We start from the raw sequence: 14796 nt of genomic DNA, 5'->3' as shown, positions 1-14796 counted from the left end.
CCGCCAGCACCTCAGTGCCGTTGAGGCCGGGATCGACTTCGAAGTCGCCAGGTACGGAGTAGTTGGGAGCGTTGCCGAGCATGATCTCGTCCAGAAAGAAGCGCACTCCCTCTCGTACATGGACGCTCATACCGAGTGGAGACCACCCCGACTGCACGGCGGATTGGCGGAGCTCGCTCTCCGACAGTCCGACGAGCATTGTGGGGAACTCGCTCCACCTGCCTCGACAGCGCGCGAAGCAGCGGACGGTTGCCCGTCATGGGTTCGCCCTGGGGTCTGCTGACAAGTGCACTCATCTGCAGAGACCGTCTGATGCGACTCGATTTTCGGATCGTGTCGAAGATGATCGACCGGCTCCGATGTCACATTAGAAGGGCCGGGAGGCGGCTCTCGACGGAAGGCAGACCGATGAAGTACGTGATCCTTATCCACTCGAATCCCCAGCCCTGGGGCCACCCGACCGGTGACTACCTGGCAGAGCACCAGGCGCTGCCGCAGGCACAGCGCGAGAGGATGAACGCCGACTTCGAGTCCCTGCTCGGTCAGATGCAGGAGAGTGGCGAGTTGCTCGGCGGCGAAGCGCTCGGAGATCCAGCCGCATCGAAGCTGTACCGTTGGCAGGCCGGGGAACCCACCTCCAGCGACGGACCTTACGCGGAGAGCAAGGAGCACCTGGCCGGCTTTTTCATGATCGACGTCGACTCACCGAGTCGCGCCGAGGAGATTGTCGCAAGGTTCGCCGGGCCGGGTGAGACCGTCGAACTGCGGCCCGTCATGTGGCCCGGAGGCGATAGCAGCGAATGACTGCCACGGTCGGCGAGGATGTGTGGCGGCGCGAGACGCCACACATCCTCGCTGCGCTCGTCAGGAGGTATGGCGACTTCGCCGCCTGCGAGGACGCCGTGCAGGAGGCCCTGATCGAGGCATCCCGTCAGTGGCCCGCGAGAGGCGTGCCGGAGAAACCCCGAGGCTGGCTGCTGCGCGTGGCATCGCGACGCCTCATCGATGCCCGACGCCAGGACGCTGCGCGACGAGATCGCGAACGACACGTCTTTACGTCGGACCAGCCCTATCACGCGGTCGAGGCTGAATCGATGGTCGAGAACCAGGATGCTTCCCTGGAAGTCCTGACCCTGTGCTGCCATCCAGCGCTGACGCCGGAGTCACAGGTGACGCTCGCCTTGAGGACGGTGCTCGGGCTCACCACCAAGCAGATCGCCGCCGTACACATTATTCCGTCCTCCACCGCCGGTCAGCGAATCAGTCGAGCCAAGGCGGCCATCGATCTGCACCGCAGACGATTCCCGCCACCCGCATCGCCGAAAGAGCGACTTCCAGCTCTGATGCACGCGCTGTACCTGATGTACACCGCCGGACACAGCCGCGCTGACGGGAAACAACTGCTCGACGCTGCGGTCACGACCGAGGCGATCCGCTTGGCGCGCCTCCTGTACAAGGGGTTCCGCGATGAGCCGGAGACGGCGGGGCTGCTCGCACTGATGCTGCTCAGCGAAGCGCGTCGGCCTGCGCGCATCACGGTACGCGGCGACCTGATACCACTCAGGGATCAAGACCGCTCCCTGTGGGATCGGGAAGTGATAGCCGAGGGGATCGACCTCATCGAACATGCACTGCCCACCGGTCCGGTGGGCGCCTACCAGCTACAGGCCGCGATCTCGGCGGTGCACGCGGAGGCTCCCGGCTGGGAGGACACCGATTGGGAGCAGATCGCAGAGCTGTACGCCATGCTCGCCCATGTCGCCCCGTCGCCGGCCGTCACCTTGAACTACGCGGTGGCCGTCAGCGAAACACAGGGGCCGGTGAGCGCGTTGAGCATGGTGGAACCGCTCCTCGACGATCCGCGTATGAGCGGAAGTCACCGCCTGCACGCAGTACGGGCTCCCCTCCTTGAAGCCTGCGGTCGCCGGGAAGAGGCGCTGGAGGCGTTCAGGATCGCGAGCAGGCTGTGCACAAACATTCCCGAACAGCGCTTCCTCAACAGCCAGATCACCCGTGTACAGGCTGACGCGATCGAGTAACAACCCCCTGCGTTCTGCTGCCGGCACGCATCCACCTGCGACGGGCAACTGCTCCGACGCGGCCTGCCTCTATTAGAGGCCACACCACCACGTCGCAGTCACTCCGGCATCAGCATGCCGCCGAGGACTCGGCGCACCACAGGCTCGAACATGTCACCGGGCTGGTCGGCGCCGGGATCCGAAATATGGAGCGCAGCTGCAAGATACGGATGATCGCCAACCGCGGCCGTTTTGTGCAAGTACATCACCTGAGAGGATCGACGCTCCCGACTTGCCGTTCCACCACCGACCTCGGCACGAGCGAACTGCTGGACAAGGGTGTTCAGAACGGCCACCACCTGAAGCTTCACCGCCCCCGTCGCGTCGACCGCCGCCATGGCCCGGAGCGCATACTCGAGAAAGTCGATTCCGCGAGGGCCGACGCGCATCGACTCGACCGGAATATCAAGCAGCCACGGGTATTTCACGTGAACGCCCTTCGCGCGAGCCGCGAGGGCGGTGAGGTCGTCGATCGCCTCGCCGCGCAGCGCCACATCGAGGTCGATCTCCCCGGCAGCGGCATCCACCATGAGGTCGAATACTTCGTCGTGCCCCGCCACGTAGCGGTACAGAGCCGACTGACTCACTCCGAGTTTCTGCGCGATCCGGCGAGTGGAGACGGCCGGCAATCCCCCCTCGTTTGCAAGTTCCATCGCCGCGGTAGCGACATCGTCGCGGCTGTGCGCCGGCGCCGGACCGCGTGTGCCGTACGAGCGTTCCCACACTGTCGTGTGCGGTTGCTTCATTCCGGACTGTGTCACTCGACGCCACTCTCCACTCGTTGCTGCCTGTCTTGACCTATACTAAAACTGCGTTCGGTGAACGCAATAAATGGAGGTTCAGGATGGCACTCGACAATCAATGGGGACCGCGGCGATGGGCACAGAACGGATCGGTACGTCTCGCGTTCGATCAATTCCGGCCGGAACTCGGCGGAGAACCGCTACTGATCGCGACGGGGCTGGGTGTCGATCGGCATGCGGTTCCCGACGGGTTCTGTGAGCAACTGGCCGACCACGGTTTCGCTGTCGTGCGGTACGACCAGCGTGACGGCGGCGAGTCGACACATCTGCCGCCGACGGCCGTACGAAACCCGATCGCCGCGCTGCTGGCCAAACGCGGGGAGACCTACACCGCCGAAGACATGGCGGACGACGCAATCGCGGTGATCGACGAGCTCGACTGGAGCTCGGCGCATGTGCTCGGAGTCTCGCTCGGTGGTGCCCTCGCGCAACGCGTCGCCCTTCGGCATCCCGACCGAGTGCGTTCCCTCACGTCGGTCGCGGCCGTCCCGGGCGATGTCGCCGGGTTGCGCACATTCCGCTACATCCGTTTGCGCACCCTTTCGAAGTTTGCGCGCCTCAGATTTCCCGATACCCGAGAGGGCGCGATCGAGGCCGGCCTCGCGGTAGCACGACTGGTGACGTCCCCTCGCCGCGAGTTCGACGAAGCCGAAATGCGCGCACGATTGGAAAGTAATCCCGACCCTGGCGTGCACGACCAACAGGCACAGAGCCGACAAGTCGGCGCTCAGTGGAGCGGACCACCGATCACCGCGATCACGCAGCCCACACTGGTGGTGCACGGCGAGGACGATCCTCTGATCAAACCCGAAGCCGCGCATGCCATCACGGCCCGGATTCCCGGCTCACGCATGCTCATCCTCCCGGAAGCCGGGCACGAGCTGCCTGCGCACGCATGGAAACCACTCGCTGCCGCAATCCGCGAACTTGCAGACACCACTACCTGAGCGAGGTCACGAACTCTTTCGAGCACGGATCGGCTCGACCGGTCGCATCTGTTCACCCACGATCAGCGGCACGCCATCACGGAGGGGACAGACCATCGATACTCACGCGGTACTCGATGCCCTCGAGTGTTGCCATGGTCCAGCCGTCCTTGACTCGGTATCGGCACAGTGCGTTCCGGCCGCATCAACCAGACCGGAGAGGTAGGAGTCGTCCTCGAGTTGCCGCAGTACCAGGTCACGCTGCCCGCATCAACCAGTCACCGTTCACGCCTCGGGGCCGTCCCGTCCGGGCGGTTACGACCGCCGGTAATACGCCCGGCGGACCCACCACACGAGCGTGGTGGCTGCTGCGGCAGTGAGCACCGCGGTCTGTGCGGTGCCGGTGAGGACGAGCAGCGCCACGAGTACCAGGAACCCGACTGCGAGGGCCTCGAGTTTGTACATCGGCCATGCGGAACCGGCGATGTCGATGTGGCTGTCGCGCGCAGCGTCACGGGTCGGCGACTCGAGTGTCGTCATCGCACCTCCTGCGGGTCGGGAAAGCCTTCTGTCAGGGTAGTCGCATCCGAGAATTCGGGTCAACGAACTTTCGGACGGACGTGTGGCGGATCACGGGAACGTGTTCACTGGGTGCATGCCCCTTACCGGAGAATATGAACCCAGCCCCTCGTCCTGGGCGGCCGATCAGGTCGCGACCTACGAGTCGTCGGGCGGTACCGAGGGCACCACCCTCGGCGGCAGGCCTGTGGTGATCCTGACAACTCGCGGTGCCAAGACCGGCAAGCTGCGCAAGACCCCGTTGATGCGGGTCGAACACGACGGCACGTATGCCGTCGTCGCCTCGCTCGGGGGCGCTCCCAAGAATCCGGTGTGGTACTACAACGTCGTCGCAGATCCGCACGTCGAATTGCGCGACGGCACCGAGGTCTACGACATGATCGCTCGCGAAGTGCACGGTGACGAGAAGGCGCTGTGGTGGGAGCGGGCGGTCGAGGCGTACCCCGACTACGCCGACTATCAGACCAAGACGGAGCGTGCCATCCCCGTTTTCGTCCTCGAGCGGACCTAGCACGATGGCCGGGCGCACCGTCGCGGACCAGCTTGTGGCTCAGCTCGTCGATGCCGGCGTCCGCCGGATCTACGGCATTGTGGGCGACAGCCTCAATCCGGTCGTCGATGCGGTGCGCCGCACCGGCGGCGCCGCCCGGGGTGGCATCGACTGGATCCACGTGCGCCACGAGGAGGCGGCCGCGTTCGCGGCGTCGGCCGACGCGCAGATCACCGGTGAACTGGCTGTGTGCGCAGGTTCCTGCGGTCCGGGAAACCTCCACCTGATCAACGGGCTGTACGACGCCCACCGGTCGGGCGCCCCTGTCCTGGCGATCGCGTCCCACATCCCGTCGACGCAGATCGGAACGGCCTATTTCCAGGAGACCCACCCTGACCGGTTGTTCGTCGAATGCTCGGCCTACACCGAATTGATCGGCGCGGCCGCGCAAGCGCCGCGCGTCGTGCACAGCGCGATGGCGCATGCCCTGGCGGCCCCGGGTGTGGCGGTGGCGATCCTGCCCGGCGACATCGCCGCGCTGCCTGCGGCTGGTACGGCACCGCGCCTCGTCCGCACGGGCGCACCCACGCTCGTTCCCGATCCCGCCGACGTCCATGCGCTCGCCGAGGCCGTCAACGCAGCGGACAAGATCGCGATCTTTGCCGGCGAAGGGGTGCGGGGAGCGCGCGAGGAGTTGCTCGCGCTCGCCGATACGGTCGCGGCGCCGATCGGGCACAGCCTGCGCGGCAAGGAATGGATTCAGTACGAGAACCCGTTCGACGTGGGAATGACCGGCCTGCTCGGATACGGCGCCGCACACGACGGTTTGCACGGTGCGGATCTGCTGCTGCTCATCGGCACCGATTTCCCGTACGACCAGTTCCTTCCCGATGTCCGGACCGCCCAGATCGACGTCGATGCCGCGAGGCTGGGCCGCCGCACCGAGCTTTCGCTCGCGGTGCACGGGGACGCGGCCGCAACCTTGCGTGCCCTGCAACCCCTGCTCCAGCGCAAGACCGACCGGGGATTTCTGGAACACACCCTCCAGCGGCATCGCGACCTGATGGAGAAGGTCGTCGGGGCGTACACGACACCGGTGGGCCAGCGAAAGCCCATCCATCCCGAGTATGCGGCCTCGATCCTCGACGACGTCGCAGCGGACGACGCGGTGTTCACAGCGGACACCGGGATGTGCAACGTGTGGTCCGCCCGGTACCTGAACCCGAACGGCCGACGGCGATTTCTGGCGTCGGCCCTGCACGGTTCGATGGCCAACGCATTGCCGCACGCGATCGGCGCACAGATCGCCACACCCGGACGGCAGGTCGTGTCCGTGAGCGGCGACGGCGGACTGGCGATGCTGCTCGGGGAACTGATCACGGTGGCGATGCACCGGCTTCCCATCAAGATCGTCTTGTTCGACAATTCGACCCTCGGGATGGTCAAACTCGAAATGCTGGTCGACGGTCTCGCGGACTTCGGGGTCGACGTCCCGGCGGTGGACTATGCGAAGGTGGCCGACGCGCTGGGGTTCTTCACCCGCCGCGTGGAAGATCCGGGCGACGTGGAGCACGCGCTGCGGGATGCGTTCGCCCAGCCGGGACCGGCGCTGATCGATGTGGTCACCGACCCACGAGCGTTGTCGCTCCCGCCGACGATCACCGGAGAACAGGTCAAGGGCTTCGCCCTGGCCATGTCGAAAGTCGTCATGAACGGGGGAGTGGGCGAAGCCGTGCAGATGGCGAAGTCGAACCTTCGCAACGTGCCGAGGCCGTCGCAGTTCGGCTCCTGACCGGGGCGTCCCGTGGCGTCCGAGAGGCGCGGGTGGGGGTCCCGCGTTGTCGCGCAACCACAGGTAGTGGCAGCATTGACCGGTGACCTCCACCGCGCGAACAGCAGAACCGACACACGAGACGACCGTGCCCAGCGCGGCTGACATCGATGCGGCTGCCGAGCGAATTTCCGCGGTCGTCGCCCCGACCCCCCTCGAACCGAACCCCCGGCTGTCCGCGCTGACCGGCGCCCACGTCTACCTCAAACGCGAGGACCTCACGCGGGTGCGGTCGTTCAAGTTGCGCGGCGCCTACAACGCAATGGCTCAACTCGACGCCAGCGAGCGTGCGGCCGGGGTGGTCACCGCGAGCGCCGGCAACCATGCGCAGGGTGTGGCATACGCCTGCCGCGCGATGGGAATCACCGGCCGTATCTACGTTCCGACGCGCACCCCGAAGCAGAAGCGCGACCGTATCCGCGCGCACGGTGGTGATTTCGTCGAGCTCATCGGTGTCGGCGACACCTTCGACGCGGCGGCCGCCGCGGCCGTCGCAGACGTCGCGCGGACCGGCGCCACGATGATCCCGCCGTTCGACGACGCGCGTACCGCCGCCGGCCAGGGCACCATCGCCCGGGAGATCCTGGAACAGTTGCACGGAGACCTCGACGTGCTGATCGTGCCGGTCGGCGGAGGCGGACTCATCGCCGGACTCGCGGCGTACCTGCGCGAACGATCGCCGCACACATCCATCGTCGGTGTCGAGCCTGCCGGTGCGGCGTCGATGACCGCTGCGCTGGTCGCGGGTGGTCCGGTGACGTTGCCGGAGGTCGAACCGTTCGTGGACGGCGCCGCGGTCAAACGGATCGGTGATCTTCCGTACGCCGTGGTCTCCCGTCTCGGCGCGGAGGTCGTCACCCACTCGAACCTTCCGCTCGTGGCCGCGCTGCGCCGGGAGGGTCTCGGCAGCGGGCCGTTCGGGTTGGCGCAGGTCGACGAGGGAGCAATCTGCACCGCCATGCTCGAGCTGTACCAGAACGAAGGCGTCATCGCGGAGCCTGCCGGCGCGCTGGCAGTGACCGCGCTCGAGTCACTCGCGGTGCAGCCGGGAGCCAATGTCGTGTGCCTGGTGTCCGGTGGCAACAACGACGTCTCGCGCTACGGCGAGATCATCGAGAGGTCGCTCGTGCACCGTGGTCTCAAGCACTACTTCCTGGTGGATTTCCCGCAGGAGCCCGGATCGTTGCGCAGGTTCCTCGACGAGGTGCTCGGCCCCGACGACGACATCACTCTGTTCGAGTACGTCAAGCGCAACAACCGTGAGACGGGTGCGGCGCTGGTCGGCATCGAACTCGGTGCGGCAGAGAATCTTTCGTCGCTTCTTCATCGGATGGACGCGTCGCCTGTCGAGGCGCAGCGGCTCGAGCCCGGGTCGCCGGCCTACCGTTATCTGACGTAGGCCGGCGTCCCCGCCGACGGAGATTTCTCGTCAGACGAGCGGTTCCGATCGGGTCGCGCCGGTACGGGATTCGAGAATCACGAAGGAATGTCCCGGCACGAGCACTGCGGATTCGGTGCGATTGACGGTCGGTTCGTCCCACCACAGGATGGGGCGCCCTCCGACCGGTACCGTCACCGGATCCGGTCCGAGATTGCACACCACTCGTAATGCCCCACGGTACAAGGTGATCCAGCGTTCCTCTTCGTCGTAGGTGACGTGGAGATGCTCGAGCCACGGATCGCTGACTTCTGCCCGCGCGCGGCGCAGCGCGATCAGCTCCCGGTAACAGTCCAGCAGTCGTGCGTGCTCGGGTGCGGTGCGCTCGTCCCAGTTCAGTTTCGAGACCTCGAAGGTGACCGGATCCTGCGGATTGGGAACGTCCTCGGTGTTCCACCCGTGTTCACCGAACTCCCGGCGGCGGCCCTCCACGACCGCCGCGGCGAGTTCCGGTTCGGGATGCGAGGTGAAGTAGCGGAACGGTGTACCGGCACCCCATTCTTCGCCCATGAACAGCATCGGCGTATACGGCGAGGTGAGGACGAGAGCAGCCCGAACGGCAAGCTGCCCGGCGTCGAGATAGGCACCGGGCCGGTCGCCGAGCGCCCGGTTGCCGATCTGGTCGTGGGTGCACGTGTAGGCGACCAGTGAACTCGCGGGCGTGCGGCGGATATCGAGGGGACGACCGTGTATCCGCCCGCGGAACGTCGAATACGTTCCGGCATGGAAGAACCCGTGTCCCAGTGTCTGCGCCAGGCATTCGAGAGACCCGAAATCGCCGTAGTAGCCCTGACGTTCCCCCGACACGGCGGTGTGGATCGCATGGTGGATGTCGTCGGCCCACTGTGCCTGCAACCCGTACCCGCCACCGGAGCGCGGGGTGATCATGCGGGGATCGTTGAGGTCGCTCTCCGCGATGAGGCTCAGGGGGCGTCCGAGATGCGTGGAGAGACGGAATGTTTCGACTGCCAGTTCCTCGAGAAGGTGGGTCGCGGTGTGGTCGAGGAGGGCGTGAACCGCGTCGAGCCGGAGCGCGTCGATGTGGAAGTCCCGGAACCAGCGGAGCGCGTTGTCGAGGATGTACCGGCGGACCTCGCCGGAGTCCGTGCCGTCCAGATTGATGCTGTCGCCCCAGATGCCCGGGGCGGGCGCCACATACGGGCCGAACCTGCCGAGATAGTTACCCGACGGGCCGAGATGGTTGTAGACCACGTCCAGCGCCACCGCGATACCTCGCGCGTGCGCAGCGTCGACGAAACGTTGCAGTGCGGCCGGGCCGCCGTAGGGCTCGTGCACCGCGTACCACAACACACCGTCGTAGCCCCATCCGTGGGGGCCGTTGAAGGCGTTGAGCGGCATGAGTTCGACGAAGCCGACACCGAGATCGGCGAGTTCGTCGAGCCGGCCGATCGCCGCGTCGAGCGTGCCCTCCTCGGTGAACGTGCCGATGTGAAGTTCGTAGAGGACGCTGCCCGGGAGTTGCCGGCCGGTCCACAACCGGTCGGACCACCCGCCGGGGTCGACGGCATGGAGTTGTGACAGTCCGTGCACCCCGTCGGGTTGCCTCGGAGAGCGGGGGTCCGGGAGCACCGTGTCGGTGTCGCCGTCGAGGACGAAGCCGTATCGGGCGTCGGGGGGGACGTCGACTTCGGCACGCCACCACCCTCGCCTGTCACGCTCCATGGGATGAAGAGCCTCGTCGGCGTACAACTGCACTGATGATGGGATCGGGGCCCAGACCTCGAAGGTATGCACCACACCAGCATGCCGTGTGTTCGCCTGCGGTGCAGCGTGTCACCTACGCCGGGACCGATTTCGGCGCGTCGGCGCTGCACGCGGTGCTGCTAGGGTGATCGTGATGTCCGAGCCCGCCCGAAGAACCTACAGCTCGCCGCTCAGAGAAGAAGCGGCGCGCCGGACCAGGGCCGCGATCCGTGGGGCAGCGGCGCGCCTCTTCGTTCGCGACGGATACGTGAGCACCACGGTGCGGCATATCGCCGAAGAGGCAGGTGTCGCGGTGCGGACCGTCTTCACCGCCTACCCCGGTGGAAAGGCAGATCTGTTTCGCGAAGCCCTCGACGAAGCCGTCGCAGGCCCCGGCGACACGTCGGCAACTCAGGGGCGTCCCACCGTGCGGCGACCCGGTGACCGCCCGATGACCGAGGCCGACCTGATCGTCGAGCGGGTCGTCGACTACGGCGCCGAGATGCTCGAACGTGCCGGCGGGCTCCTCATGACTTCCGTCGAGTCGTCGGGCGCCGACCCCGATATGCGCCGGTTCGCGGAAGAAGACGCACGTGCGACCGCCGACAACGCGCGCACCATCGCGGAAGGCCTGTACGAGGGCGGCTGGCTGCGTCCCGACATCACCGCCGAGCACGCCGCCGACGTGCTGTACACGCTCATCTCGCCGCAGGTGCACTCGCTGTTACGCCGTGATTGTGGGTGGGACATCGCGCATTACCGCTCGTGGCTCGCGTCGACGCTCCGTGCGACACTTCTCCGCTGACCGGATCTACCGGCCACCGTCGGCGTCGAGGTAGAGCCAGTCGCCGTTCTCCCGCACGAACCGGCTGTGCTCGTGCATCGAGTCGGACACTCCTGCGTGCGTCCAGTGGGCGCGGAACTCGACGGTGCCTTCCGCGTGGAGGAAACCCCCGCCGGTAGTGTGCAGGATTTCCAGACCGGTCCAGTGTTGTTCGGGATCCAGGTCGAGGCGTGCGGGCCGGGTGGACGGGTGCCAGGTGCGACGGAGATAGTCGACATCGCCGAGGACGAACGCGGTGTACCGCGACCGCATCAGTTGTTCGGCGGTCGGTGCGCTGCGCCCGGCGAGAAATACTCCGCAGCATTCGCCCAGGGGGATACCGCGCCCGCACGGGCACGCGGTGTCGGCGGAATGCACAGAATTCTGACGGCGTCGGACCATCGCGCCATTGTCCCACTGCCGCAGATCCCTCACCGAGGGGCGTGTGGTGGTGCAGAATGCCGACCATGCACGCTCAGCGATACGTCGGGGTGGTCGGACCGGGTGAGGCCACGCCCGAGCAGCGACGGATCGCCCGCACGCTGGGCGGTCTGCTCGCGGGGCGCCGCGCGATCGTGGTGACCGGGGGATTGGGCGGGGTGATGGCCGCGGCGTCCCGGGGCGCGATCGAGGCGGGCGGCACCACCGTGGGTTTCCTCCCCGGTGACGATCGTGCCGACGGCAATCCGTATCTGACGGTGGCGATTCCCACCGGGCTGGGCGAGATGCGTAACGCGCTTCTCGTCCGCAGTTGTGACGCTCTCGTGGTCGTCGGCGGAAGTTGGGGGACGATGAGTGAAATCGCGCTCGCGGTGCGAACGGGTGTGCCTGTCTTCTCCGTCGGCGGATGGAAGATGCCCGCTGGTGGCGTGCTCGACGTCGAATCTCCGGCCGAGGCGGTGGAGTGCGTGCACGCGCTGCTGTGGCGCCAAGAACCCCGGTAAGACGCGCAGCACCGGCCATCCGATGGGATGGCCGGTGCTGCAACGGATGCCGAGAGGAGACGGCGCCGTGTTTCCTGGTCCGGTACGGACGTCTACGAGTTCGCGAGTTCGTAACGCCGGCGGTACTCGCTCTTGGACGTCTCGCTGATGTCGACGTCCGTGGCCCGGGCGCGCAGAGCACCGACCGTCGCCTGCTCACGAGGGATGTGGGCGAACGGGTCCCAATCGAAGAACCGCGCGGCGTTACCGAAGGTGATCTTGTCGATCTCCTCGTCGGTGCACTCGGAGGCGACCAGTTCCTCCATGAGCATCTCGGGGGAGTTCGGCCACGTCGAGTCCGAGTGCGGGTAGTCGCACTCCCACGCGATGGTGTCGATGCCCAAGTGGTTGCGGTTGTTCAGGCCGCTCGGCTCGGTGATGTAGCACGCCAGGAAGTTCTTGCGCCACACGTCCGTCGGGGTCATACCCGTGGGCAGGAAGCTCACTCCCGTCCACGACTGGTTGACGATGTGCCGCTCGAGACGGTCGAGCCACGGAGCCACCCAGCCCACGCCGCCCTCGCTCATGGCGAATTTTAGGTCCGGGAACTTCCGGAAGACCCCGCTGAGCATGACGTCGTTCGCGGCGATCGTGGAGATGAGCGGCGTCAGCACCATCATGTCGTCGATGTTGAAGCCTTCGGGCCGCTTGACCAGGCTGAAGCCGCCACCGATGTGCAGGCTGAGCACGATGTTGTGGTCGACGCAGGCCTTGAAGATCGGGTCCCAGTAGCCGGACTTGAAGTCCGGGTAACCTTCGCCGACACCGTAGGGAGTTTCGGGGATGCTGATCGAGCGGCAGCCCATGGCGGCGAGTCGCGCGATCTCCTTGACGGATTCGTCGACGTCGAAGAACGGGATGATCCCGAGCGGAATGAATCGTCCCGGGTGGGCGTTGGGGACCTCGCCGACCACCCAGTCGTTGAACGCCTTACAGGCGGCGAGGGACAGCTTCTTGTCGGGAAGGCTTGCCAGGTGGGTGCCGGCGAAGCCGGGGAAGGTGGCGAACAGCGTTGCGGCGAGGGTGCCGTTGGCATCCATGTCACGCACGCGCATGTCCATGTCGTAGACGCCGGGCCGCATTTCGGCGTATCCGGTGGGGTCCATGCCCCATTCGCTCTTGGGCCAGGAGACGACGGCGTTGAGGCCGGAGCTTCCCACGACCTTGTCCTGGAACAGCCAGGCCTGCACGTTGGGATTGCGCGGATGGGCGGTCAGGCGCGGTGCCTGGTCCATCAGGCTCTTGGGGAAATACTTTTCGAAGATGTCAGCTGGCTCCACGACGTGGTCGTCGATGCTGATCATCACCATGTCATCAATGTTCATTTGGGTCCGTTCCTCTCCTGTCCTGCGCGGTGAGTGCTCGCAGCGATCCCGGTCACACAAGAGAATATCGCTTCCATGCACGAGAATCGGGTTCAACACTACTGAAAATGGTGCTTCTTGGGAATCCTCGGCCGCCGGAGGTCGGGTTGGCCGTCGTTCCGGTAGGGGAGGTGGGTCCGGGGGAATGTCCGGCGCCCGCTCACCGCGCTGTCCCGTGCCGATAGGTTCCCCTTCGATGAATTCGCTGAAATGCCAGTTCAGCGACAGTTTTCGGGGCCGAAGACGCTAGGATCGGCCGCATGTTCCGGCACCGTCGACGAGGATGTTCCGCGGTGCGGCAGAGGAGGTCGTGGGGCAGACGAGGTCACCCGGCGAGAGGCAGCCGGTTCCGGGGGTCAGGGAGGACGTAGTGGTGGCGCAGAGCGGAGAGTCCCCCCTGCCGGTCGAGGACAGCGATCCGGCGACGGGGGCCGAGCGGTGGGCCGACCGGACAGCGGAGCAGAAGTGGGAGACGGCTCGGACGGTGTGGGACCCGGATCGGTGGCGGACGCAGAACGTCCGGCCGAACCCGCTTGCGGTGCGTTGCTGAGAACGCCTCGGCGACCGAGCAGGTCTGTGGTCTCGACGGTGACGACCGGCCTGACGCCGCGGATCTCGTCTCCCTCGGCGAGCGCCTGACCGGCCTCCGCGTGCAGTGGCGTGAGCTGCACGACCTGGAAGCTCGACTCCGCAGCGAATTACACGCCTCGGGCATCGAGCCGGAGGTTGTGCCGAAGCGGGCGGTGCGTGACATCGCAACGGCCCGACCTTCCTGGAGGGAGCACCCCGTCACCGCCCGTCAAGTGCAGATCCTCGAACGGCTCGAAGCCGAGACGGATGCGACGTTTCCGGCTGGGTCGACCAGCACCCGTGGCCAGGCCTACGACCTGATCGCCTCGTTGCTGGCCGGCAACATCCCGCAGGCGCAGATCAGGGACCGGCTCGCAGGACCCCTGTTCATGTTCGGCCCCGACGTCGCCGAAGAACGCCCCGATCTGGTCGATGCGACCTCGGACATTCCGCGTGCGCGTCTGGCTGCCGAGCTGCGCGGGAACATCATCCCGAATCTGCCTGCACTCGAGGCGCCGGATACCTCCACATTGTTCACCGATGCCGGTGGATACTGTGCGTTGCGCTTGATCGACCATGTGGAGTCCGAGCTCCGCTACTTCCCGGTCCTCGGATGGGACTACACGCTCGACGGCGGTGCCTCGTTCACACAATGCGGCCACAATGCTCGCGTAGCGACCGGCGCGATACTCGAGGCACGCGACAAGCCGGTCCCGGACTGGATCGAGCGCGTCTACCGCCCCTACGCCCAGGCTGATCCCACCTCATGACCGGGGTTACCGATTAGGTCCGGAACGACGAATCGCAACGCGATCGCGGAAGTGGTTGAAGAAGAGGGGCTTTCACCGATCGCAGGCACGGGCACGGCAGTGCTTGCGCGAACCGGATTGCACTGCGCCGCAGTAGGATTCCTCCGGTAGATTCACTATCCCTTCGTGAAGAATGACGTTCTGCAATGAGAGAACATTAGTATTACGCCCACGTATCCGCAAGGATTTCCGGGGAATTACTTTCCGAGTCGCCGAATTGCTTGGTGCCGTTGACAAATGGCCGATGCTCCGTGACAGTGGGCGTGCACCGGGCGGCTTTGCTCCTCGAATCCGGTGAGATGTCATCTGTTCTGTCGGGCGCGCAGCGCTCGAATCGAGTTCTGTCGATCCGTTGCACTGCGCATGGGTGGATGTGTGCGCGTGTGGTTCGGCTCGCC

14 protein-coding genes are annotated in these 14796 nt (G+C 66.1%); 9 read left to right on the top strand and 5 right to left on the bottom strand.

All coding sequences use genetic code 11. The annotated features are described in order from the left end of the window. Positions 1-408 precede the first annotated feature (408 nt). Both HF877_RS05355 and HF877_RS05350 read left to right on the top strand, forming a co-directional pair. Positions 409-804: a YciI family protein gene (locus HF877_RS05355; protein WP_169620143.1), complete on the top strand. Its 396-nt coding sequence runs from the start codon at positions 409-411 to the stop codon at positions 802-804. Next, positions 801-2039 carry a DUF6596 domain-containing protein gene (locus HF877_RS05350; protein ID WP_169620142.1) on the top strand — a complete coding sequence of 413 codons (1239 nt, stop codon included), beginning with the start codon at positions 801-803 and terminating at the stop codon, positions 2037-2039. The genes HF877_RS05355 and HF877_RS05350 overlap by 4 nt, the downstream gene beginning before the upstream one ends. 98 nt (positions 2040-2137) lie before the next feature. Here the strand turns inward: HF877_RS05350 and HF877_RS05345 are convergent, their stop codons facing one another. Next, a complete protein-coding gene (locus HF877_RS05345) occupies positions 2138-2638 on the bottom strand; it encodes a TetR/AcrR family transcriptional regulator C-terminal domain-containing protein (protein WP_296549088.1) in 501 nt (166 codons plus the stop codon). 284 nt (positions 2639-2922) lie between these two features. Here HF877_RS05345 and HF877_RS05340 point away from each other — a divergent pair, with 284 nt between their 5' ends. Further along, the gene (locus HF877_RS05340; protein WP_169620140.1) at positions 2923-3828 is read left to right on the top strand and encodes an alpha/beta hydrolase; all 906 of its coding nucleotides are present in this window, start codon (positions 2923-2925) and stop codon (positions 3826-3828) included. Positions 3829-4122: 294 nt separating this feature from the next. On the opposite strand, the gene HF877_RS05335 is transcribed toward HF877_RS05340, so the two are convergent. Further along, a complete protein-coding gene (locus HF877_RS05335; RefSeq protein ID WP_169620139.1) occupies positions 4123-4347 on the bottom strand; it encodes a hypothetical protein in 225 nt (74 codons plus the stop codon). Between the two features lie 115 nt (positions 4348-4462). On the opposite strand from HF877_RS05335, the gene HF877_RS05330 reads away from it, so the two are divergent. From HF877_RS05330 to ilvA, 3 genes are all read left to right on the top strand, one after another. Continuing rightward, positions 4463-4897: a nitroreductase family deazaflavin-dependent oxidoreductase gene (locus HF877_RS05330; protein WP_169620138.1), complete on the top strand. Its 435-nt coding sequence runs from the start codon at positions 4463-4465 to the stop codon at positions 4895-4897. A 4-nt stretch (positions 4898-4901) separates the two neighbouring features. Further along, positions 4902-6668: a pyruvate dehydrogenase gene (locus HF877_RS05325; RefSeq protein WP_169620137.1), complete on the top strand. Its 1767-nt coding sequence runs from the start codon at positions 4902-4904 to the stop codon at positions 6666-6668. 127 nt (positions 6669-6795) lie between these two features. Beyond that, positions 6796-8106: a threonine ammonia-lyase IlvA gene (ilvA, locus tag HF877_RS05320; RefSeq protein WP_346765066.1), complete on the top strand. Its 1311-nt coding sequence runs from the start codon at positions 6796-6798 to the stop codon at positions 8104-8106. A gap of 30 nt (positions 8107-8136) precedes the next feature. Here ilvA and treZ read toward each other — a convergent pair whose 3' ends face one another. Beyond that, on the bottom strand, positions 8137-9900 hold the full coding sequence (treZ, locus tag HF877_RS05315; RefSeq protein WP_169620135.1) for a malto-oligosyltrehalose trehalohydrolase: 1764 nt from the start codon (positions 9898-9900) through the stop codon (positions 8137-8139). A gap of 103 nt (positions 9901-10003) precedes the next feature. Here treZ and HF877_RS05310 point away from each other — a divergent pair, with 103 nt between their 5' ends. Then, on the top strand, positions 10004-10654 hold the full coding sequence (locus tag HF877_RS05310) for a TetR/AcrR family transcriptional regulator (protein WP_169620134.1): 651 nt from the start codon (positions 10004-10006) through the stop codon (positions 10652-10654). A 6-nt stretch (positions 10655-10660) separates the two neighbouring features. Here HF877_RS05310 and HF877_RS05305 read toward each other — a convergent pair whose 3' ends face one another. Continuing rightward, positions 10661-11074 (bottom strand): YchJ family protein, encoded by a 414-nt coding sequence (locus HF877_RS05305; protein ID WP_169620133.1) that lies wholly within the window; start codon positions 11072-11074, stop codon positions 10661-10663. A 56-nt stretch (positions 11075-11130) separates the two neighbouring features. Between HF877_RS05305 and HF877_RS05300 the strand changes: the two genes are divergently transcribed. Then, on the top strand, positions 11131-11616 hold the full coding sequence (locus HF877_RS05300) for a TIGR00725 family protein (RefSeq protein ID WP_169620132.1): 486 nt from the start codon (positions 11131-11133) through the stop codon (positions 11614-11616). Between the two features lie 92 nt (positions 11617-11708). Here HF877_RS05300 and HF877_RS05295 read toward each other — a convergent pair whose 3' ends face one another. After that, on the bottom strand, positions 11709-12980 hold the full coding sequence (locus HF877_RS05295) for an amidohydrolase family protein (protein WP_169620131.1): 1272 nt from the start codon (positions 12978-12980) through the stop codon (positions 11709-11711). A gap of 572 nt (positions 12981-13552) precedes the next feature. On the opposite strand from HF877_RS05295, the gene HF877_RS05290 reads away from it, so the two are divergent. Further along, positions 13553-14359: a hypothetical protein gene (locus HF877_RS05290; RefSeq protein ID WP_169620130.1), complete on the top strand. Its 807-nt coding sequence runs from the start codon at positions 13553-13555 to the stop codon at positions 14357-14359. Positions 14360-14796: the final 437 nt, after the last annotated feature.

The organism is Rhodococcus sp. BL-253-APC-6A1W (assembly GCF_012843405.1).
In the GTDB taxonomy this organism is placed as follows: Bacteria; Actinomycetota; Actinomycetes; order Mycobacteriales; family Mycobacteriaceae; genus Rhodococcus.
The sequence above is the reverse complement of the archived record's forward strand: the minus strand, read 5'-3'. Positions and strand labels throughout refer to the sequence as shown.